Raw genomic sequence first — 20,582 nt, 5'->3', positions numbered from 1 at the left:
CACTTTCGCTTCATGCGCCGGACTGCGTGAGACGGGTCCGGTCCCTGGATGCGTGCAACATCCGGCCTGCCCGGTCCGGGTTCTGCGCCGACCCGTGTAGCCGCTCTGCAAGTCCGGGCGTCCGCCTTCCCCCGCCGATCGTATCCGGTCGCAGCAGGAGCCGGCCAAGCAACACAGCGCTCCCGGATTTTTGCGGCATTCGGTACAAAAAGCCACAAGAAGGGTAGCCCGTTTCCGGGTGCGATCTCGGCAGGCAAATGCGTCGAGGCCATCGGCATGCGTTGCGGCGTTGATCCGTTGGATCCCGCGGTGCGGCGCTTCTCGAGCCCCCTTATAGTTAGACCACCTTGGTGGCCTTTGCTGCCTACTGCCGCATTTGCACCATGCCGGCGTCGCCAGGTTCTCCCTAAGGGGCGGGATGGTCCGGCGGGTTGACCATTGCGGTCATGATGCCCTGCAGGGTCAGGATGCCGATCGGCAGGCCCGTGCCGTTGACGACGTGCGCCGACTGGCTTCCGCTTTCCGACATGAGACGGGCCGCCTCCTCGATGAGCGTGCCCTTGGCCACCGCCGGCCCGCTCGTGCCGCCTTCCGCCGAGGGCGGCTGCATGATGGTCTGGACCTGGATCACGCGACCCCGGTTCACCTCCCGGACGAAGGAGGCGATGTAGGCATCGGCCGGCTTGAGGACGATCTCCTCGCCCGTTCCCTGCTGCACGATCTCGCCGTCGCGCAGGATCGCGATGCGGTTGCCGATGCGCAGGGCCTCGTCGAGATCGTGGGTGATGAAGACGATGGTCTTGTGAAGCTCATCCTGCAGGCCGAGCAGCACGGACTGCATGTCGCTGCGGATCAGCGGGTCGAGCGCGGAGAAGGCCTCGTCCATCAGCAGGATGTCGGCGTCGGTGGCGAGCGCGCGAGCAAGCCCGACCCGCTGCTGCATGCCACCCGACAGCGCCGCGGGATAGCGGTTCTCGTAGCCGGAAAGGCCGACGCGATCGATCCAGCGCTTGGCGGCGGCCTGCTTTTCCGCCTCGCTTTTGCCCTGGATCGAGAGGCCGTAGGTAACGTTGTCGATGATGGTCTTGTGCGGCAGGAGGGCGAAGCGCTGGAACACCATCGAGATCTTGTGCCGGCGAAAATCCTGCAGGCGCGCGGGCGACATCGCCAGTACGTCCTCGCCGCCGATGAGAATCTCGCCGGAGGTCGGTTCGATCAGCCGGTTGATGTGGCGGATGAGGGTCGACTTGCCCGAACCCGACAGGCCCATCACCACCTGAATGCCGCCCTTCGGCATGTCGATGTTGATGTCCTTCAGGCCGAGGACGTGCTGATGCCGCTCCATCAGCTCGGCCTTGCTCATGCCCGCCTTGACCTCCTCCACCAGGCGGCGGTCGTCGGAGCCGAAGATCTTGTAGAGCGAGCGTATCCGGATCGCGACGTCATCCATGGGAGGCCTCCCGGTGGCGCTGCAGCCGGCGCCCGTAGGCCTGACTGGTGCGGTCGAAGATGATGGCGATGGCGACGATGGCGAGGCCATTCATCACGCCCTGCGCGAAATACTGATTGGTGATCGCCTGCAGCACCGGCTGGCCGAGGCCGCGCACGCCGATCAGCGAGGCGACGACGACCATTGCGAGCGCCATCATGATGGTCTGGTTGATGCCTGCCATGATCGTCGGCAGCGAGAGCGGCAGCTGCACGCCGGTCAGCCGCTGCCAGTTCGACGCGCCGAAGGCGTCGGCCGCCTCCAGCACTTCCTTGTCGACGAGCCGGATGCCGAGATTGGTCAGGCGGATGATCGGCGGCATGGCGTAGATGACGACGACGAGGAGGCCCGGAATGAGCCCGATGCCGAGCAGCATGACGATGGGGATGAGATAGACGAAGGACGGCATGGTCTGCATGACGTCGAGGATCGGCGAGACGACAGCCTGAACCCTGTCGGAGCGCGACATCAGGATTCCGATCGGCAGGCCGATGACGATCGACAGGAGCGTGCACACGACGATGATCGACAGCGTGCGCATCGTATCTTCCCACATGCCGAAGAGGCCGATGAGGAGGAGGGCCACAACCGTGCCGATCGTGATCTTGCGGGAGTGGCTGGAAAACCAGACGATGGCTGTGGCGACCAGCAGCACGATCCACCAGGGCGTGGTCAGCAACAGAGATTCGAACCAGAGCAGGAAGTCGAGGAGCGGCCGAAAGACCGCCTCGATCGTGTCGCCCCAGGCACGGGAAAAAGCCTTGTAGGCCTGGTCGACGGCGCGCGTTCCCTCCCGGAGCAGGCCGCGGTCCATCTCGGGGAACTCATAAAACCAGTTCGGCACAGTTTCAACCAATCCAACGAGGTGGGCCGTGCCGCGTTGCTTCGGGGCTGATGTCGCCGGGCCGATCAGCCGGCCTGCTGATCCCGGAGATCCACCATGGCGCCTGAAGCAGGGCCGCAAAACCGGCGGCGTTCGGCCTGTGGGGTGCCAGCTCCCCTGGGGCGAGCCCTGACTGGCAAGCCCGAAGCGGAGAGGGAGTTCGACGGGAGCCAGCCTGTGGCTCCCGTCGGGTTGGTCGGTTGGCAGCAGCCGGTGCGGCTCCTGCCGGGAAGGGGCCTAGAGGGCCGCCTTGACCTTTTCTGCGACGTCAGCCGGGACCCACTTGGTCCAGACGTCCGGCTGGCTCTCGAGGAAGTGCAGCGCCGTGTCCTCGCCGTTCGCTTGCTTGTCTTCCTTCCAGGCGAGCAGCTTGTTGACGATGTCGTTGCTCCAGCCGCGGGTCTTCAGATATTCGGCCGCGCCGCTCGAGGATTCGGCGACTTTCGGCGTGACCATGGTGAAGACCTCGCTCTTCGTCCAGGCGTTGATCTTCGGATCCGGGCAGTCGGCAACCGAGGTACAGCGCTTCCATTCGCCCTCGTCGAACGTGGTGTCGAAGCCGAGCTTGGTCATGTCGTATTTGCCGAGCACGGCGGTCGGTGCCCAGTAGTAGCCGAGCCAGGGCTGCTTGTTCTCGTAGGCCTTGGCGATGGAGCCGTCGAGGCCGGCGCCCGAGCCCGTATCGACGAGCACGAAGCCTTTCTTTTCGCCCTCATAGGCCTTGAAGAACTGCGTCGTGGTGATCTGGCAGCCCCAGCCCGACGGGCAGTTGTAGACCGCCCCCTTCGACGGATCCTCGCTCGACGGGAAGAGTTCGGGATGCTCCATCGCATCCTGGATCGTCTTGATCTCGGGATGTGCCTCGGCGAAATAGGTGGGGACCCACCATCCTTCGACGCCGCCGTCCGTCAGAGACTCGGCGCCGTACATGACCCTGCCGTCCTTCACGGCGCCGTCGATCTGGTCGCGGAACTGGTTAACCCACATTTCCGGCGCGATGTCGGGTTGGCCCTTCTCGGTCATCGAGGCAAAAGTCGGCATGGTGTCGCCCGGCACGAGCGAGGCGTCGCAGCCATAGCCGTTTTCTAGGATGAACTTGTCGATCGAGGCCAGCACCTCGGCAGACGCCCAGTTCATCGCAGAAATCGTCATGCTGCCACAGTCTTCCGCGGCCGATGCGGCTCCAGCGAAGCCGAAAATCGAGGCAGCGAGAATGGTCGATGCGAGAAGTTTCTTCATATCCGGCCTTTCGAGAGAAAATATGCACCAATGAAATCACAACGAAGCGCATTAGCAGCAAGTCAATGCTTGCATATTCGGCACTTTATCAGAAAGCACTACGCTACGACCGTTGTGTTGATACAAGGCTAGCCCGTCACGTCTGCGAATCCAACCGTTTTCTGATTTATTCTGAACCCATCACGCAGGTGTTCAACCAATCCCGGGGTGCTAGGCACCGAGGCTTGATATTGAGGCGCCTCCCTGCGGCTGGCATCGTTTCGGCACTGTCAGCCTATGGCACCACAGATGGCGCACATGTCCGAACGCGACGGCGACCGTTGTCTCTGCGGCATTAGAGCATGATCCCGAAAGGTGGCCTCCGGCTTTCGGAAAGAGATCATGCGGAAACAAAGAACGAAAGCGGCTCGGCGATTCGAAGAAAAGCCATCCCGCTTTAGCGGCCGCAACGCGACGAGATCCCGGAGGATCGGTGCCGGGCCGATGAGCTGGGGTCGGGGACGGGTGTCCACGCAGGGCGCGGTCGTGTCCGTCAACGTGGTGGAAATTGAGTGTAGCTGAAGCGGCTCCGTTTCAGGCGACTTCGGTGGAAATCTGTTCGGGTTTTGCAGTGTTGCCCATGGCCATGAGGTCGGCCATGGGTTCGGTCTGCATGTAGCGGTTCTGGATCTGCCATTCGTCGTTGGCCTCGAGAAGGACGGCGCCGATGAGCCGGATGATGGATCCCTCGTTCGGGAAGATTCCGACGACGTCGGCACGCCGCTTCACCTCCTTGTTCAGGCGCTCCAGGGAATTCGTCGAATGGATCCGGGTCCGGTGCTGACTGGGAAAATCCATGTGCGCCAGCACGTCGGTCTCGCTGTTGTCGATGAAGGCCCCGAGCTTTGGACACTTTCCCCGAAGCTGGTCGGCGACGTGGCGCAGCGCCTGGCTGGCGCTAGCACGATCGGGCTGGGCGAAGGCTTGGCGCAGCGCGGCCGCCGCCATGCTCTGCTGCGCCTTCGGGACATACGACAGGGCGTTGCGCATCCAATGCACCCGGCAGCGCTGCCAGGAGGCGCTGAACACCCGGCGAATGGCGGCTTTCAGCCCTTCGTGAGCATCCGAGATCACGAGCTTCACGCCGGACAGGCCGCGGCGCACGAGGCTCTTGAGGAAGCTCGACCAAAACGTCTCCGCTTCCGAGGGGCCGATGTGAAGGCCGACGATCTCGCGCTTGCCGTCCGTGTTCACGGCCACGGCGATTATGGCGGCGACCGAAACGATGCGTCCACCCTCGCGCTGCTTCAGGTAGGTCGCATCCAGCCAGAGGTAGGGCCAGTCGCCAGTGAGAGGACGGTCGAGGAAGCCGCCGACGCGTTCGTCGATGTCTTTGCACAGCTTCGATACGGTGCTCTTGCCGATCCCCGACAGCCCCATGGCCTGTACCAGATCGTCGACCCGCCGGGTGGAAACGCCGCTGATCCAAGCTTCCTGAATGACGGCAACCAAGGCCTTCTCCGAGAGCTTTCTCGGCTCCAGGAACGGCGGGAAGTAGCTGCCCTGCCGAAGCTTGGGTATCCGAAGCTGCAACGAGCCGAGCCGCGTGTCGAGCGAGCGGTCGCGGTAGCCATTGCGATAAGTCGCCCGTTCCTGCGTCCGTTCGTGGCGCCCGGCGCCGATCATGCCTTCAACGTCGACCTCCATAAGGAGCTGCATCACGCTCTCGGCTATCGTTCTCAGGAAATCGCCGTCCCCGGCTTTCGCAAAAAGCTCGGCAAGCGGTAGTCTGTCCTCGGTCATCGGGTTCTCCGGTCAGGTTGAAGTCTCGCAACTCCACCTTAGCCGCCCTATCCGGTGACCGCCTCAGCCACACCTTTCAATGTCGGAATTTCCACCACGAGCGCGGACACTACCCAGGGCGCGGCGGGGCGAGCGCGTGGTAAGGCCATCGGGCGGAGGCGTGTGCGTCATTTCATTCCGGCCATTCGCTGGCTTCAATCACGGGACCCGGGCCCGGTAAGGGCTGTTCTGGCCGACAGAAATGCGCGGCGTTAGAGGATGAGTAACACCTGCCTGCGATAACTGGGGAGCGACGAAAGACGCCTCCGCCTCCGGGAAAAGTATCGCGTACCGGGGCCCTTGGCGCCCAGACCCTCCAGTCACGTTGTGGAGAAAACCGCGCCGCTTCTTCGGACGGCGCGGTTTTTTCGCGTCGATCGAATGCCGCACGATGCCCTGCCGCCATTCCCTCTCTGCCGCTCTCCCGGCCGGTGCCGTCGGTCGCGTATCCCATCCTGCAGCGGCGGTCTGCCCGCGACGCAGACGCTGCACATCGCTGTCGTCCGCAGCAGCGTCCCGCGACGCGCAGCACCATGGTGTGGATGGATGCGGCCGCCCCCTACGGGCCTCATCGGCACGGAGGTCTGGCGGATCGCGGGGATACCTGTGGCTCGCGCCTCGTCGATATCCCGCGTCAGGCCGATGGGACGGTGCGCATGCCGAGGGCAGACATCGGCGTCGTCGCCTCTCTGGCGTGGCCGGTCCGGGTCTGATAGCGCGCCAGGATTTCGCCGGCGATCCGGTTCGCGGGCATCGGCTTGCCGAAATAGTAGCCCTGCTGCTGGTCGCAGCCGAGCGAAGCCAGGAGATCGGCCTGTTCCTTCGTCTCGACGCCTTCTGCCGTCACCTTCATGTGCATGTGGTGGGCCAGCGAGACGATGGTGCCGAGAATTTCGCTGACGTTCTGTTCGCCCGCATCGAAGGCCACCATGAAGGACTGGTCGATCTTCAGCTTGTCGAAGGGGAAGCGCCAGAGATAGCCGAGCGACGAATAACCGGTTCCGAAATCATCCATGTCGATGGAGACCCCCAGCGCCTTCAGCTCGTTCAGCTGGCCGAGAATATCGTCGGACCGCTCGAGGAGGAGGGACTCCACCACTTCGATCTCAAGCCGCCGACCTTCGATGCCGGCCTTGGACAGCGCCTGCTTCACGATCCCGACGAGGTCCCCGTCCCGGAACTGCACGGCCGAGAGGTTGACCGAGACGAACAGATGATCGGGCCAGTGAGCGATCTGCTCGGCCGCCTTGCGGATGACCCAGGTGCCGATTTCCTTGATGTAGCCGCGGGTCTCGGCGATCGGAATGAACAGCACCGGGGAGATGTAGCCGCCGGCGGGGTCGGGCAGCCGCAGCAGCGCCTCGAATCCCAGCAGCTGGGTGCCCGCACGGTCGACGATGGGCTGGTAGAAAAGCTCGAAGCCGTCATTGGCGAGCGCATCGCGGACCGTCGCCTCGATCTGCCGCCGCCGATGAACTTCCTCGTCCATATGCTGCTCGAAAACGACACAGTCGCCGGTCTTCGAAGTCTTGTGCTGGAAGAGGGCGAGTTCGGCGTGGTTGACGAGCTCGCCATAGGTGCGCCCATCCCTGGGCATCATCGCGACGCCGATGGAGACGTTTGGCCGGATGATCTGGCCTTTCAGCTCGACCGGCTCGGCAACGGCGCGCTTGATGCTGAGCGCGACGGCGGCAAGGTCGTCCGCGCCGGTGACGCGGCGGCGCAGGAGAACGAAGTCGTCGGCACCGATACGGGCGAGGAGGTCGGTCCGGTCCACGGTCGAGGTCAGGCGGTTGGCGACGATCTGGAGCAGTTCGTCGCCGGCCCCCTGTCCGAGGCTGTCATTGATGTCGGACAGCCCGGCGATGTCGATGAAGCAGAACGCCATCTCCTCGCGCGTCGCCCGCGACGTCGCCAGGATCCGCTGGGTTTCCTCCTGCATCCTTGTCCGGTTGAAAAGGTGCGTCAGCGGGTCGTGATTGGCGAGGAACTGGATGCGATCGTCTGCCTCCGCGATCTTGCGGTGACGCCGGATGTAGATCAGCGACGGAACGCCGGTGGCTATCAGGAGCAAAGCGAGGACGGACAGCGACGCGTCGCGAAGCGTGATCCCGTAGGACGTCCGGTCGTCGATCATGTCGGCCACGACGGAGAGGTAGCCGATCGTCTGCCCGTCCCGAATGAGCGGCGTCACCAGGGAAGGGTTGGTGCGGCCGTCGTCGTAGACGATCTGCCACTTGCCGGGACTGTTCAGAATGCGGTCGGAAAGCCGATCCTTGGAGCTGATCCCGCCCGGACGATCGCGCAGCAGCCACTCGTATCGGTCGGAACGGGACCGGAAGACTTCCTCGCCGTTGCGGTCGAAGACGGAGAAGGTGTCGATATCGGCAAGGGCGGCCAACTGACGGATCTTGGTTTCCGCGTCGGCGGCCCGCGAAACCCCGGTGAGGAACGCATCCACATTGCCGTCGGTGGACAGGAGAAGCTCCGAGAACTTCTCTCCCTTCGTCCGCAGGGCGGTCTCGACCAGAGCGCCGATCGTCGTGGCGCCGATATGGAGCGTGCCCAACGTCACCACGCCGGCGATGATCGCCGCGCCGAGGATCGTTGCCCAATATCGTTTCAGTACATTCAGCATTGGGTGCGTTGGACCAGATTTCTGTCTTTGCAGGCTATCGGCAGAAGGTAAAAATTTTTCTCGTCAGGCAAACGAAGATCCAGCCGTCCCACGATCGCTGGCCGGCGCTGCAGAAAAAACCTGCCGTTGCGATAAGGTCACAGAGTCTTTTAAATACTTCTCAATCACCCCAGTCAAATCCGACCTATTGCTAAAACCGTTCCGAGGCCCCCTTATGTTAGATGTGGAGTAGGCGTTTAGTGGGGAGTAGATATAGTGAGGTCCATCAATATCTTTGCGGCAGCGATGGCGTTTGTGTTTGCATTGGAGACAGGGAGCGCGTCGGCAAAAGCATCCCTGGTCGCCAAAGTCGATATTTCCTCGCAGGTCATGACGGTTACGCGCAACGGGACTGTCGTCGATCGCTGGAAAGTGTCGACGGCGAGGTCTGGATATCGCACGCCCGTCGGACGCTATCGGCCGACGCGGATGCACCGGATGTGGTATTCGCAGAAGTACAACCAGTCTCCGATGCCCCATTCGATCTTTTTTCGTGGGGGCTATGCCATCCACGGGACGCAGTCGATCTCGCGTCTTGGGCGTCCCGCCTCGCATGGATGCATCCGGCTCCATCCGGCCAATGCCGCCAAGCTCTATTCGATGGTCAAGGAAGTCGGCCCCCGAAATACGTCCATCGTCATCGCCCGCTGACTCGGGATACCTGAAGACAGGGAGGCGGGGCGGCTCGGTCAACCACCGGTCGTGCAGCCATCTCTTGTCCCCGGTAGATCCGACCAGAGGCTTCCATCTGTCGACGGCTCCGCGGGCACGGCTCGCGGCGCCGCCATGCGGGGATGGCGTGCTGCGCCGGAGCGGGAGGAATCACTGCTGCCAGCGGCGGTGAAACCACATCCACTGTTCCGGATGCTCGCGCACCCAGGACTCGACGATGTCGTTCAACATCTGGCAGCTGGCCGCAATGTCGACGACGCCCTCTTGCGTGCGCGGCAGCTCGATCCTCGGCTTCAGTTCGAGGCGGTAGCGGCCGTTCGGCAGGCGAATGGAACGGACGGGGTAGACCTCGCAGGCAAACTGGCGTGCAAGCTTGGGGACCAGCGGGTTCGTCCGGCACTCCCGGCCGAAGAAGGTCGTCTTGACGCCCTTCTTGAACTTCTGGTCCACGAGCATGCCGACGGCACCGCCGCGGTCCAGCGTGCCGGCAAGGGCCCAGGCAGCGCCTGCCTTCGACGGCACCATGTGTCCGCCGCTGGTCTTGCGCGTCGACAGGATCTCGCGCGCGATGTAGCGGTTGTTCGGCTTGCGGAAGAGGGCGGTGACCTCCAGATCGAAGGCCGCGGCGCAGATCGGCAAAAGCTCGAAACAGCCGAGATGGCCGGTGAAGAAGATGAAGGGGCCCTTGCGGTCCCGCAGTTCCGCGAAGATCTCGGCTCCCTCGACCTCGATCAAGCCCTCGCCCGGGCGGTCGGGATCGAAATCGAAGATTTCATCGAGAAAGACGAACTCCGCGGCAAGCCGGGCCATCTGCTCCCAGTTGGCGCGCGCCGTCGCGTCGATCCAGGCCTCGTCCCGGTCGGGATAGGCGAGGCGCAGATTGGCGGCCGCCACCTTGTGACGGCTCGTCAAGGGGCCGATCCAGCGCCCGAGGGCTGCCGCGGCGCTGAGGCCTGCCTGCGGCGGCATCAGCCGCAGCAGCCGCAGCACGGCGAAGACCGCCTGCGCCGTCGTCCAGTCGGAAACGATGCGCCAGCGCTTCCATGCCTTCTTGACGAAGGTGTTCATGCGGCCGGCCGGTCCTCGAGTTGCAGGATGATCTTGCCGAACACGTCCCGCCCGGCCATGCGCTGCAGCGCCACGTCGATCTCGTCGAACCCGATCGCCGTGTCGATCACCGGCTTGACGAGCCCGCGCGCCATCTTCTGCATGGCGTCCGCCATGTTCTCCATCCGGCAGCCGAAGGAGCCGATCAGTCTCAGCTGTTGCTGGAAGAGCATCATCAGGTTGGTCGGCGCGGAGACGCCGGAGGTCGAGCCGCAGGTGACGAGCCGTCCGCCGCGCTTCAGGCAGAGCATGGAGCCCGCCCAGGTATCGACGCCGACATGCTCGAAGACAACGTCGACGCCCTTCTTCTTCGTCAGCTTGCGCACGACGCCCTCAAACCGGTCGGAGCGGTAGTTGATGACGTGGTCGGCGCCGAGCGCCCTGGCAGGCTCGATCTTGGCATCCGAGCCAACCGTGGTGATCACGGTCGCGCCCTGTCGCTTGGCGAGCTGGATCGCGGCGGAGCCTATTCCCGATCCTCCGGCGTGGATGAGAATCGTTTCGCCGGGCGTCAGCTGCGCATTGTCGAACAGCATGTGCTCGACCGTGCCGAAGGTGACCGGCGCCAGTGCGGCGCCGACGGCGTCGCAGCCGGGCGGGGCAGGGACCAGCAGGCGGACCGGCAGATTCACATATTCGCAGGCGAAACCGTCGAGATGGAAGCCGTGCACACCCGAGACATGTTCGCAGAGGTTGTCGCGGCCTTCGCGGCATGCCTTGCACAGGCCGCAGGTGCGCGCGCCGTAGATCGATACCAGCTGTCCCGGCAGGAGGCCGCCGGCTCCCGGGCCGAGCGCCTCGACGACGCCGGATGCTTCCGCACCGATGACCAGCGGCAGCTTGCGCTTGGCAAATGCCATCCCGCGCCAGCCCCAGACGTCGAGATGGTTGAGCGCGACCACCTGGATGCGAACCCGCGCCTCGCCGGGCCCCGGCGCCGGCGGCTCGTCGATCTCCGTCTGGCGAAGATCCTTGTCGCCGATGAGCTGCAATGCGCGCATGAAGATACCTTTGAAGCGGTCGACTGCCTCAGCCGGGTTCGCGGCCAAGGACCAGGCTGACATTCTGTCCGCCGAAGCCGAAGGAATTGGAGAGCACGGCGGCGACATCGGCGGAACGCTTTACGTTGGCCACGGTGTCGAGCGGGATCGCCGGATCTGGAACGTCGTAATTGATCGTCGGCGGCAGGACGCCCTCGCGCATGGTCAGAAGCGAGAACACCGCCTCGATCGCGCCGGCGGCGGTGAGCGTGTGGCCGATCATCGACTTGTTGGAGGAGATCGGCACACTGGAGATGCGCTCGCCGAAAACCGCGGCCAGGCCGCCCGCTTCCATCCGGTCGTTCTCGGGCGTCGATGTGCCGTGGGCGTTGATGTAGCCGATGTCTTCCGGCTGAAGCCCGGCATCGGCGAGCCCGTGCCGGATGGTAGCAATGATGGGCGAGCCGTCGGGTTTCGACCGGGTCCGGTGAAAATCGTCGGCCTTCTCGCCGCATCCCATGATGACGCCGAGGATGGTCGCACCGCGCGCCCTGGCCGATTCGAGCGATTCGAGCACGAGGGCGGCGGCTCCTTCGGCGATGACGAAGCCGTCGCGATCCTTGGAGAAAGGCTTCGAAGCCTTTTCCGGCCGCTCGTTCTGGGTCGAGAGGGCCGACAGCAGCGAGAAACGGATAAGAGCCTCGGCGCCGACCGAACCGTCGGTGCCGACCGAGATGGCGCGATCGGTGTCGCCGCGGCGGATCGCCTCGACGCCGAGCTGGATGGCGCTTGCGCCGGAGGCGCAGGCGGTCGAGAGCGTGACGGGCAGCCCGCGCGTGCCGAGCCGGTCGGCGAGGCGCTCGGAAATGCCGCCGAAAAGCGTCTGGCGATACATGGCCGGGTCGCGGTTCTGCCGCACCAGCTCGATCAGGCGGTCGTAGCCGGCCTCCTCGCGGGCTTTGCCCGGCAAGGCGTCGAGCCTGAAGCGATGCTGCCATTCCAGTTCGATCGGTGGCGCGCCCAGAAACAGGGGGCCTGGAAAATCCCCGTCGTAGCCGGCCATGCGGCAGGCCTCGAGGCCTGCCGACTCGGCCAGCGCGAAGGACAGGTCGATGGCGGTGACCGCCGATGCATCCATGAAGTCCACCGTCCCGGCGATCCTGGTGCGCAGGTTGTCGGTGGCAAAGCGGGTGATGGCATGGATGCCCGAACGCCCGGCGGTCAGGGCCGCCCAGTTGTCTTCGACGCCCTGGCCGAGCGAGGAGACGACACCGATGCCGGTGACGACGACGATCGGGCGACCCTTGAAGTCCGTGGAGGAAGAAGTCATGGCGGGCTCCCGTCAGCGGCCGTCGAGGGCGTGGAGGACGCAGACGCCTTCTGCCTGCGCATGACCGACTGTCGTCACGAGGGCCGTCGACGGAGTGAAGCCGACGGCGTTCTCGACCCGGCCGTCGAAGGGCGGCAATCCCTTGCGGCGCGCCAGAGCGGCGGCCGCCAGCGCGATGCCGGCCGAAAACTGCGCCTCGAAGGACTGGCCGAGGAGCGAGCCATAGCTGCGCAGGGCCGCATCGGGAAACCGCGCGCGCAGAACCTGGCGTTCGGTCTGCGACAGGGATGCGATGCCGGTCGCTCCGGACAGGATCAGAAGGTCGTCGTCGTCAACGCCACTGGTGGCGAGAAGGGAATCAAGCCGCTCGGCCAGGGAATCGGGATCGCGCGGCCCGCGGTCGCCGCGGACATGGTCGAGGCGGGCATAGCCGGCGCCGCCGCGGGCTGCCGCATGCTCGGCCGATTCGAGGACCAGAAAGGCGCCGACGCTGCCGATCGTGAGGCCGTCGTGTCCGGGTGTGCGGGCGAAGACCGGGCGCCATTCGCCGGTGAGGAGGTAGCCGCCCATCTCGTAATTGGTCAAAAGATCCTTGCGCTCGGCCGAGAAGGCGCCGCCGACGAGGCAGATGTCGCTCTGTCCGGCAGCAATGCGCGCTGCTGCCGTGGCGACGGCCGAGATGCCCGCCCCCTCTTCCCCCATGAAGGTGCGCGAGGACCCCGTCACCTTGTGGACGATCGAAATGTTGCCGGCGAGAAGGTTGGACAGCTGCGCCAGGAAGAGAGTCGGCCGCAGCTCGGATGACAGTGTCTCGTTGAGCATGGCCTGTGGGTCGTCGAGGCCCCGGGCACGCTGCATCACCAGTGCATCGACCGCCGCATCGCGCTCGCCGCCGCCGGCCGCCACGATCATGTCGATCTTGGAGCGGGTCTCCTCGCCCTCCTCGATGCCGGCGTCGCGCAGGGCCAGGCCCGCGGCATAGGTGCCGAGCTTCTGCCAGGTCTCCATCTGACGCTGGTCGCCCTTTTTCGGGATCTGCTGCGACCAGTCGATGGCGGGCAGCGGATGGACGAAGTAGGGGGCGTAGAGCTCCGTCTCGATCTCGGGCTGCGGCACGCTCTCGGCGCCCAGCCGGTCGAGATGGGCCTCGATGCCCTCGCCCAGCGACGAGACGAGGCCAATGCCGGTGATGAGCACTTCGCGCGCGGGCTTGTTCATGACGCTTCCAACTGTTTCGAAACCGGAGGGCCTGCCGCGCATGCCTGCCGGGCCTCGGCGCTGCCCAGCGGGGAGGGAGCCTCTGCCCGGCGGCCGCCCCTGTCGAGGTGTCGTCGCCGTTCAGGCAGTCTTGGCGGCCCGCAGCTCATCGATCTTGGCGCAGAGGTTCTTCAGGACGAAATATTCCTCGGTCGCAGCCTCGCCCTCGTTGACGCGCTGCGTCCACTGCTCGAGCGGGATCTTGATGCCGAATTCCTTGTCGATGGCAAAGACGATGTCGAGGAAGTCGAGCGAATCGATACCGAGATCGTCGATCGTGTGGCTTTCTGGCGTGATCTGGTCGCGGTCGATCTCGCTGGTCTCGGCGATAATGTCCGCCACCTTGTCGAACGTTGAAGACAAAGGCTTACCCCGTTTGTGATGGCGATGCGGGACCGCCGTTTCGTGTGCAGTGCGAATTTGCGAAGCTATAGGGGGTCGGTGGCGAAAAGCAAAGTTGGGATGCGGGGGCGCGCGCCCGCGGCCGGAGGAGCCCGTCCCGGCCATGCGGCCCTTGTCTTCACGCTCCTTCTATACGGGCGAGGAGACGATGGCACTCTATACCACTGGCCTCGATAGATGGGCACGCCGCCTCTCCTCTGTGAGCCCGTGTCCTCTTCTTGTTCGAAGGTCTGACCGGCGCTGCCCATAGAAAGATGTCGCTCGCTGCGGGGTCCCGGCCTGGCAGTCCACATTTCCGCTGTCCTCGTGCCTTGAAGGGGCCGCGAACTGCGGAACGTCGGTGGCTCCGAGGCAGAAGCCGCGGAACGTATCAGACGTGGCTGCGGACAGAAGTCTCTGACCCGAAAGTCCGAAGCGACGGAGAGGTGGTCCCGGTTTTCAGACCATCCAGCGGCGGATTTAGAGTGGAACGCGGTTGTGGTTATGCCGCCAGTTTCTCATCGGCCCAGCTCATCGCATAGGCTTCGTTCGGTGTCGCGTCATGTAGGCTCGAATGCGGCCTCTCGGCATTATAGTAGCTGATCCACGAGCCGATCCCATGCCGGGCTTCGGAGCCCGTCTCGAACGCATTCAGGTAGACGCATTCGTATTTCAACGACCGCCAGAGCCTCTCGATGAACCGATTGTCGATCCAGCGACCTCTGCCATCCATCGAGATCCTGATCCCGGCCGCCTTCAGCTTGTCGGTGAAGTCGGCGCTGGTAAACTGCGAGCCTTGGTCGGAGTTGAAGATCTCCGGTCTGCCGAAGCGGGCCATGGCCTCCTCCAGCGCCTCGATGCAGAAGCCGACGTCCATCGTATTCGACAGCCGCCAGGCCAGCACCTTCCTTGTCGCCCAGTCCATAATCGCCACGAGATACAGAAAGCCTCGCCGCATCGGGATGTAGGTGATGTCTGTGCACCAGACGTGGTTCGGCCGCTCGATCGTCAGTTCCCGCAGGAGATAGGGATAGATCCGGTGCTGCGGGTGCGGCTGGCTGGTTCGCGGCGCCTGGTAGATCGGCGACAGGCCCATCTTGCGCATCAGCCGCCGAACGCGATGACGCCCGACGAGATAACCCTGCCGACGCAGCCAGCGCGCCATCTGCCGAGAGCCATACCATGGCGTCTCCAGGAACTGCTCGTCGATCCGTCGCATCAAAGCGAGGTTCTCGGCGCTCTCGCCCGCGGGCGTGGCGTACAGCGTCGAGCGCGTCAACGACAAAAGACGGCATTGGCGCCGGACGCTGAGACGAGGATGGTCCTTCTCGATGCCTGCCTGCCTTCGATCCCGGCTCATCGACCGAAGGCCTTCTGCAAAAAATCCCGTTCCACAACGAGTTGCCCGATCTTGGCGTGGAGCTTCTCGAATTCCGCATCGCGATCTTGGGCCGTCTCGGCAACGCCGCCCCCGAACGCTGTCGCCATGTTCTCGATGGCCAGGCGCTTCCACTGGCCGACTACATTCGGATGCACCCCGTGCTTCTTCGCCAATTCGGCCAGCGTCAGCTCGCCTCGGATCGCATCCAGCGCGACCTTGGCTTTGAATTCCGCGGAATACCGCGCCCTCTTCGACATGCTCGGATCGTCCTTCTCATCAGGCGATCCACCCTAAATGCTGGTCCGGTTTTCCGGGACCACCTCTCGGGTCGTGTCCGTCAACGTGGTGGAAATTGAGTGTAGCTGAAGCGGCTCCGTTTCAGGCGACTTCGGTGGAAATCTGTTCGGGTTTTGCAGTGTTGCCCATGGCCATGAGGTCGGCCATGGGTTCGGTCTGCATGTAGCGGTTCTGGATCTGCCATTCGTCGTTGGCCTCGAGAAGGACGGCGCCGATGAGCCGGATGATGGATCCCTCGTTCGGGAAGATTCCGACGACGTCGGCACGCCGCTTCACCTCCTTGTTCAGGCGCTCCAGGGAATTCGTCGAATGGATCCGGGTCCGGTGCTGACTGGGAAAATCCATGTGCGCCAGCACGTCGGTCTCGCTGTTGTCGATGAAGGCCCCGAGCTTTGGACACTTTCCCCGAAGCTGGTCGGCGACGTGGCGCAGCGCCTGGCTGGCGCTAGCACGATCGGGCTGGGCGAAGGCTTGGCGCAGCGCGGCCGCCGCCATGCTCTGCTGCGCCTTCGGGACATACGACAGGGCGTTGCGCATCCAATGCACCCGGCAGCGCTGCCAGGAGGCGCTGAACACCCGGCGAATGGCGGCTTTCAGCCCTTCGTGAGCATCCGAGATCACGAGCTTCACGCCGGACAGGCCGCGGCGCACGAGGCTCTTGAGGAAGCTCGACCAAAACGTCTCCGCTTCCGAGGGGCCGATGTGAAGGCCGACGATCTCGCGCTTGCCGTCCGTGTTCACGGCCACGGCGATTATGGCGGCGACCGAAACGATGCGTCCACCCTCGCGCTGCTTCAGGTAGGTCGCATCCAGCCAGAGGTAGGGCCAGTCGCCAGTGAGAGGACGGTCGAGGAAGCCGCCGACGCGTTCGTCGATGTCTTTGCACAGCTTCGATACGGTGCTCTTGCCGATCCCCGACAGCCCCATGGCCTGTACCAGATCGTCGACCCGCCGGGTGGAAACGCCGCTGATCCAAGCTTCCTGAATGACGGCAACCAAGGCCTTCTCCGAGAGCTTTCTCGGCTCCAGGAACGGCGGGAAGTAGCTGCCCTGCCGAAGCTTGGGTATCCGAAGCTGCAACGAGCCGAGCCGCGTGTCGAGCGAGCGGTCGCGGTAGCCATTGCGATAAGTCGCCCGTTCCTGCGTCCGTTCGTGGCGCCCGGCGCCGATCATGCCTTCAACGTCGACCTCCATAAGGAGCTGCATCACGCTCTCGGCTATCGTTCTCAGGAAATCGCCGTCCCCGGCTTTCGCAAAAAGCTCGGCAAGCGGTAGTCTGTCCTCGGTCATCGGGTTCTCCGGTCAGGTTGAAGTCTCGCAACTCCACCTTAGCCGCCCTATCCGGTGACCGCCTCAGCCACACCTTTCAATGTCGGAATTTCCACCACGAGCGCGGACACTACCAAGCGACGCGTCCGCGAACCGCTGCTGGTGGCTCGGCGGGATCGGTGGCCGTCATGCCACGGTGGCCAAGGGAAGGGCCGTGCAACGGCGTATTCGGTGCATTTATCTGACCCGCGTTAACCTTATCTTAACTTAACCGAACCGGCCCTCGATCGACTTGTGACATTGCCGCAACAGCGGTGTGGCCAAGATGCTCCCAAGCCTGCCGCCGCACGGTTTGCGGATTGCATCGGGGGGCCGAGTGTTGGATGTTCTGTCTCGACAGGACGCAGCAGTTGCTTCGGACTTTCGACGCAGGGGACGGGGCAGGGAAGGTTTTGTCCTTCACAACAAGGCCCAACCCTCACCTATCAACTTGACTGGAGGTCAGGACATGAACATCAAGAGCATCCTGCTCGGATCCGCTGCGGCACTCGTCGCAGTTTCCGGCGCCCGCGCTGCCGACGCCGTTGTGATGGTTGAGCCGGAGCCGGTTGAATACGTCCGCGTTTGCGACGTCTACGGCACGGGCTTCTTCTACATCCCCGGCACCGAGACCTGCCTGAAGATCGGCGGCTACGTCCGCATGCGCCTCGAGACGACCGGCAAGGTTTCGGACGACGCCGACTTCCTCGACGCCTCTAACCTCGACGGCAGCGAAGGCTACGATTTCCACAGCCGCGTCCGCGCTCGTCTGAACTTCGACGTTCGCGAAGAGACCGAGCTCGGTACCCTCCGCGCTTATGCCCGCGTCCAGGCCACCAACACGAGCTTCAACAACCGTGGCTACGGCACCGAGGGCAACGGCTACATCATGGACCAGGCCTACATCCAGCTGGGTGGCCTGACCATGGGCAAGCTCGACTCGCTCTGGGCCGAGCGTGACGGTCTCTTCACCGACAACGACTGGTCGGTTGGCGATATCTCGGTGAACCGCATTTCCTACACCTATGCCGCGAACGGCTTCACTGCCGCGGCCTCGCTCGAAGACGATGGCGACGGCGACTTCATGCCGGACATCGTTGCCCAGCTGGCCTACGAAGGCGCCTGGGGCGGTGCTTACATCTCCGGTGTCTACGACGAAGATGCCTATAGCGGCAGCTTCTACACGACCAACGTCGGCATCAACTCGTTCTACTTCCTCGACGAGTACAACTTTGACGACGCTTCGGACGGCGCTTTTGCTCTGAAGGCCGGCATTGAGCTCAAGGATCTGCTGGCGGCTGGTTCGATGTTCAAGATCGAGGGTCACTACGCCTTCGATCCGACCGAATACGCTTCGCTCGAGCCAGGTGGTTACCTCGGCGGCGCGAATCGTCTGGCAACCCCGAGCGAGTGGCAGGTGGGCGCTGCCTATCAGCAGACGTTCGGCAAGTTCACCGGTATCGTTTCCGGTGTGTACGGCGAGCTCTTCGACTCCAACCTCTTCCTCGACACGCTGGACAGCGGCCTGCTGGTCGACACCGTCGTCGGGCTTGACGGCGGCGAGTACTGGGGCGTTGCTGCTAACCTGGGCTACCAGGTTACCTCGAACTTTGCGGTTAGCGCCGAAGTGTCGTACCGCGACATCGATAGCGACGCAGGCATCAACGACGCCGACCAGACCTTCGGTTACGTTGAGTTCATCCGCACGTTCTAAATCTTTCGAGAGAGGCTCGGCGTAAGCCGGGCAACCTCGGGAAATTGCTAGACCCCGCCGAGTCTCTCGGCGGGGTTTTTTGTTATGTCCGGTGTGACGGTAGCGGTGGGCAACACGGCGACTGCCGAACGGGCGCGTATGAGGAAACTCCGGTCCATGGTGCAGGGGAACGCCGGTCAGCCTTAGCTTCCCTGTGCTTCGCCAACGTTGCGTCCAGCCGGCGAGGACCGTATGGACATTCAACGGAGATCGACGGCAGCGCCATGCATTCAGACAACCAGCCCCTGACCGGAGACCAGCGCTCGGCGGCCACAAGCGCTTCCGCCGTGGAGCCGGCTCGCCCGGTCGCCTTCGCCGTCGCGCCGATGATCGACTGGACGGATCGACACTGCCGCTTCTTCCATCGCCAGCTGACGCGCCGGGCGCTGCTCTATACCGAGATGGTGGTGGCGGATGCGGTGATCCACGGGGATCGCGAGCGCCTCCTTGGTTTCGACGCCGAGGAGCACCCGGTCGCGTTGCAACTCGGCGGTTCGGATCCGGAGAAGCTGGCGCGCGCGACACGCCTTGCGGCGGCCTATGGCTATGACGAGATCAACCTCAATGTCGGCTGCCCCTCGGACCGGGTGCAGTCGGGAGCGTTCGGCGCCTGTCTCATGCGCGAGCCCTTGCTCGTCGGCGAGTGCCTGCAGGCCATGCGCGAGGCCTCGGATGTTCCGGTGACGGTGAAATGCCGCATCGGCGTCGACGATCAGGATCCTGAGGCCGCGCTCGACGCGCTCGCCGATTGCGCCGTGGCGGCAGGCGTCTCCGGGATCTGGGTGCATGCGCGGAAGGCCTGGCTGCAAGGGCTCAGCCCGAAGGAAAACCGCGACATCCCGCCGCTTGATTACGGCCGCGTGCATCGTCTGAAGGCGCGGCTGCCGGCCATGTTCGTCGGCCTCAACGGCGGTCTCCGCACGGTCGAGGAAGCGTTGGAGCAACTGTCTCTGGTCGACGGCGTGATGATGGGCCGGGGCGCCTACCAGACGCCCGGGCAGCTCTCGGTCGTCGACACGCTTTTCTATGGCGCCCAACCGGATGCTCCTGACTACCGGCAGCTGGTCGAGACGATGGCGGAATACGCGGCCCGGCACATCGCCGCCGGCGGGCGCCTCGTCCATGTCGCCCGCCATATGACCGGACTTTTCACCGGCTTGCCCGGAGCCCGGCGCTGGCGCCAGACCCTGTCGGACGCCGGCAGCCGCCGGGACGCGGGCCCGGAGCTCTTCTTCGAGGCGCTGTCGCATGTCGATCTGGACGTCCCGGTCCGGGAAGCGGCCTGATCGCAGAGCCGATCAGTCGCTGAGAACGAGCCTCTCGCCGCGAAAATCGAAGGACGACAGCGTACCGAGAAAACTCATGCCGAGCAGGCTGATGCCATCGTCGTCGCGGTCCATCACCACCGCCTGGACATTGGCGCGCTCGATCTCGCCGATTCGCACGGTGCCGAGAACGACGGGCGCTGATCGGGCGATGCCGTTGGCGGTCATCACCCGGCTGGTATAGGCAAGGCTTGCCACGTCGATGCCGATCGCGGCCGCCGCCCGGCGATCCAGCGCGACCACGCTGGCGCCGGTGTCGACGAGGAACTCGACCGGCCTGCCGTCGACCTCGGCCGCGACGTGGAAATGCTCGTCGTCGCCGCGCATGACCATGAACTGGCGACCGTCGGTGCCGGCAATGGCGATGGCGCGCCCGGGGATGAGTTCCGCCAGGAAGCGGTCACCGACCTCCCTCAGTTCGGCGCGATAGCCGTAAAGCCCGATCAGGAGGACGAAGCCGAGGGCGTAGATGGCAAGGCTCTTCACGGCGCCGCTGAGGTTGCCGCGGAAGACGAAGAACATGCTCGAGGCAAGGACGAGGACCCACACGGAGAGGTAGGCGACATCGGCGAACTGACCTTCCCCGATCCCTGCGACCGTGCCGTCGTCGTTGAAGACGAGGAATGCGACGACGACGGCGATGGCGGCAAGGAGGAAAAGCAGGAGGCGATTGTCGCGCATG

General features: G+C 64.3%; 16 protein-coding genes. 3 read left to right on the top strand and 13 right to left on the bottom strand.

The genetic code is table 11. The features are described from left to right. Positions 1-406 precede the first annotated feature (406 nt). The 5 genes from Sa4125_RS14365 to Sa4125_RS14345 form a co-directional block, all read right to left on the bottom strand. Positions 407-1,450, bottom strand: coding sequence for a glycine betaine/L-proline ABC transporter ATP-binding protein (locus tag Sa4125_RS14365; RefSeq protein WP_223998815.1), 1,044 nt, complete (start codon positions 1,448-1,450; stop codon positions 407-409). Beyond that, positions 1,443-2,303: a proline/glycine betaine ABC transporter permease gene (locus Sa4125_RS14360; protein WP_223998813.1), complete on the bottom strand. Its 861-nt coding sequence runs from the start codon at positions 2,301-2,303 to the stop codon at positions 1,443-1,445. The genes Sa4125_RS14365 and Sa4125_RS14360 overlap by 8 nt, the downstream gene beginning before the upstream one ends. A 306-nt stretch (positions 2,304-2,609) precedes the next feature. Beyond that, entirely contained in the window at positions 2,610-3,611 is a 1,002-nt protein-coding gene (locus tag Sa4125_RS14355; RefSeq protein WP_223998811.1) for an ABC transporter substrate-binding protein, read from the bottom strand. Between the two features lie 573 nt (positions 3,612-4,184). Continuing rightward, a complete protein-coding gene (locus tag Sa4125_RS14350) occupies positions 4,185-5,393 on the bottom strand; it encodes an IS256 family transposase (RefSeq protein ID WP_223998301.1) in 1,209 nt (402 codons plus the stop codon). 673 nt (positions 5,394-6,066) lie between these two features. Further along, positions 6,067-8,070 (bottom strand): bifunctional diguanylate cyclase/phosphodiesterase, encoded by a 2,004-nt coding sequence (locus tag Sa4125_RS14345; protein ID WP_223998809.1) that lies wholly within the window; start codon positions 8,068-8,070, stop codon positions 6,067-6,069. Between the two features lie 285 nt (positions 8,071-8,355). Between Sa4125_RS14345 and Sa4125_RS14340 the strand changes: the two genes are divergently transcribed. Next, positions 8,356-8,760 (top strand): L,D-transpeptidase, encoded by a 405-nt coding sequence (locus tag Sa4125_RS14340; RefSeq protein ID WP_224007824.1) that lies wholly within the window; start codon positions 8,356-8,358, stop codon positions 8,758-8,760. A 171-nt stretch (positions 8,761-8,931) separates the two neighbouring features. Here Sa4125_RS14340 and Sa4125_RS14335 read toward each other — a convergent pair whose 3' ends face one another. The 7 genes from Sa4125_RS14335 to Sa4125_RS14305 form a co-directional block, all read right to left on the bottom strand. Continuing rightward, entirely contained in the window at positions 8,932-9,849 is a 918-nt protein-coding gene (locus tag Sa4125_RS14335; RefSeq protein WP_223998808.1) for a lipid A biosynthesis lauroyl acyltransferase, read from the bottom strand. Then, positions 9,846-10,889, bottom strand: coding sequence for a zinc-binding dehydrogenase (locus Sa4125_RS14330; RefSeq protein ID WP_223998806.1), 1,044 nt, complete (start codon positions 10,887-10,889; stop codon positions 9,846-9,848). Before Sa4125_RS14330 ends, Sa4125_RS14335 begins: the two co-directional genes overlap by 4 nt. A 28-nt stretch (positions 10,890-10,917) precedes the next feature. Then, on the bottom strand, positions 10,918-12,198 hold the full coding sequence (locus tag Sa4125_RS14325) for a beta-ketoacyl-ACP synthase (RefSeq protein ID WP_223998804.1): 1,281 nt from the start codon (positions 12,196-12,198) through the stop codon (positions 10,918-10,920). A gap of 12 nt (positions 12,199-12,210) precedes the next feature. Next, positions 12,211-13,416 carry a beta-ketoacyl-ACP synthase gene (locus tag Sa4125_RS14320; RefSeq protein ID WP_223998802.1) on the bottom strand — a complete coding sequence of 402 codons (1,206 nt, stop codon included), beginning with the start codon at positions 13,414-13,416 and terminating at the stop codon, positions 12,211-12,213. Positions 13,417-13,536: 120 nt separating this feature from the next. Then, complete coding sequence (locus Sa4125_RS14315; RefSeq protein WP_188850385.1) at positions 13,537-13,818, bottom strand: acyl carrier protein; 282 nt, start codon at positions 13,816-13,818, stop codon at positions 13,537-13,539. A 520-nt stretch (positions 13,819-14,338) separates the two neighbouring features. Next, positions 14,339-15,474, bottom strand: a protein-coding gene (locus Sa4125_RS14310; protein ID WP_223998800.1) for an IS3 family transposase whose coding sequence is annotated in 2 segments (ribosomal slippage) — positions 14,339-15,207 and positions 15,207-15,474 — 1,137 coding nt in all. Because the reading frame shifts where the segments join, the coding sequence is not laid out codon by codon here. Between the two features lie 121 nt (positions 15,475-15,595). Beyond that, on the bottom strand, positions 15,596-16,804 hold the full coding sequence (locus tag Sa4125_RS14305) for an IS256 family transposase (protein ID WP_223998301.1): 1,209 nt from the start codon (positions 16,802-16,804) through the stop codon (positions 15,596-15,598). A gap of 487 nt (positions 16,805-17,291) precedes the next feature. Here Sa4125_RS14305 and Sa4125_RS14300 point away from each other — a divergent pair, with 487 nt between their 5' ends. Together Sa4125_RS14300 and dusA are read left to right on the top strand one after the other, a co-directional pair. Beyond that, positions 17,292-18,536, top strand: a complete 1,245-nt coding sequence (locus Sa4125_RS14300; protein ID WP_223998798.1) for a porin — start codon at positions 17,292-17,294, stop codon at positions 18,534-18,536. A 263-nt stretch (positions 18,537-18,799) separates the two neighbouring features. Further along, positions 18,800-19,861: a tRNA dihydrouridine(20/20a) synthase DusA gene (dusA, locus tag Sa4125_RS14295; RefSeq protein WP_223998796.1), complete on the top strand. Its 1,062-nt coding sequence runs from the start codon at positions 18,800-18,802 to the stop codon at positions 19,859-19,861. Positions 19,862-19,873: 12 nt separating this feature from the next. On the opposite strand, the gene Sa4125_RS14290 is transcribed toward dusA, so the two are convergent. Beyond that, a complete protein-coding gene (locus tag Sa4125_RS14290; RefSeq protein WP_223998794.1) occupies positions 19,874-20,581 on the bottom strand; it encodes a TIGR02281 family clan AA aspartic protease in 708 nt (235 codons plus the stop codon). Position 20,582: the final 1 nt, after the last annotated feature.

Origin of the sequence: Aureimonas sp. SA4125 (genome assembly GCF_019973775.1) — a bacterium.
Taxonomy (GTDB): Bacteria; Pseudomonadota; Alphaproteobacteria; order Rhizobiales; family Rhizobiaceae; genus Plantimonas.
Note: the sequence above shows the minus strand (reverse complement) of the source record. Positions and strands in the feature narration are given on the sequence as shown.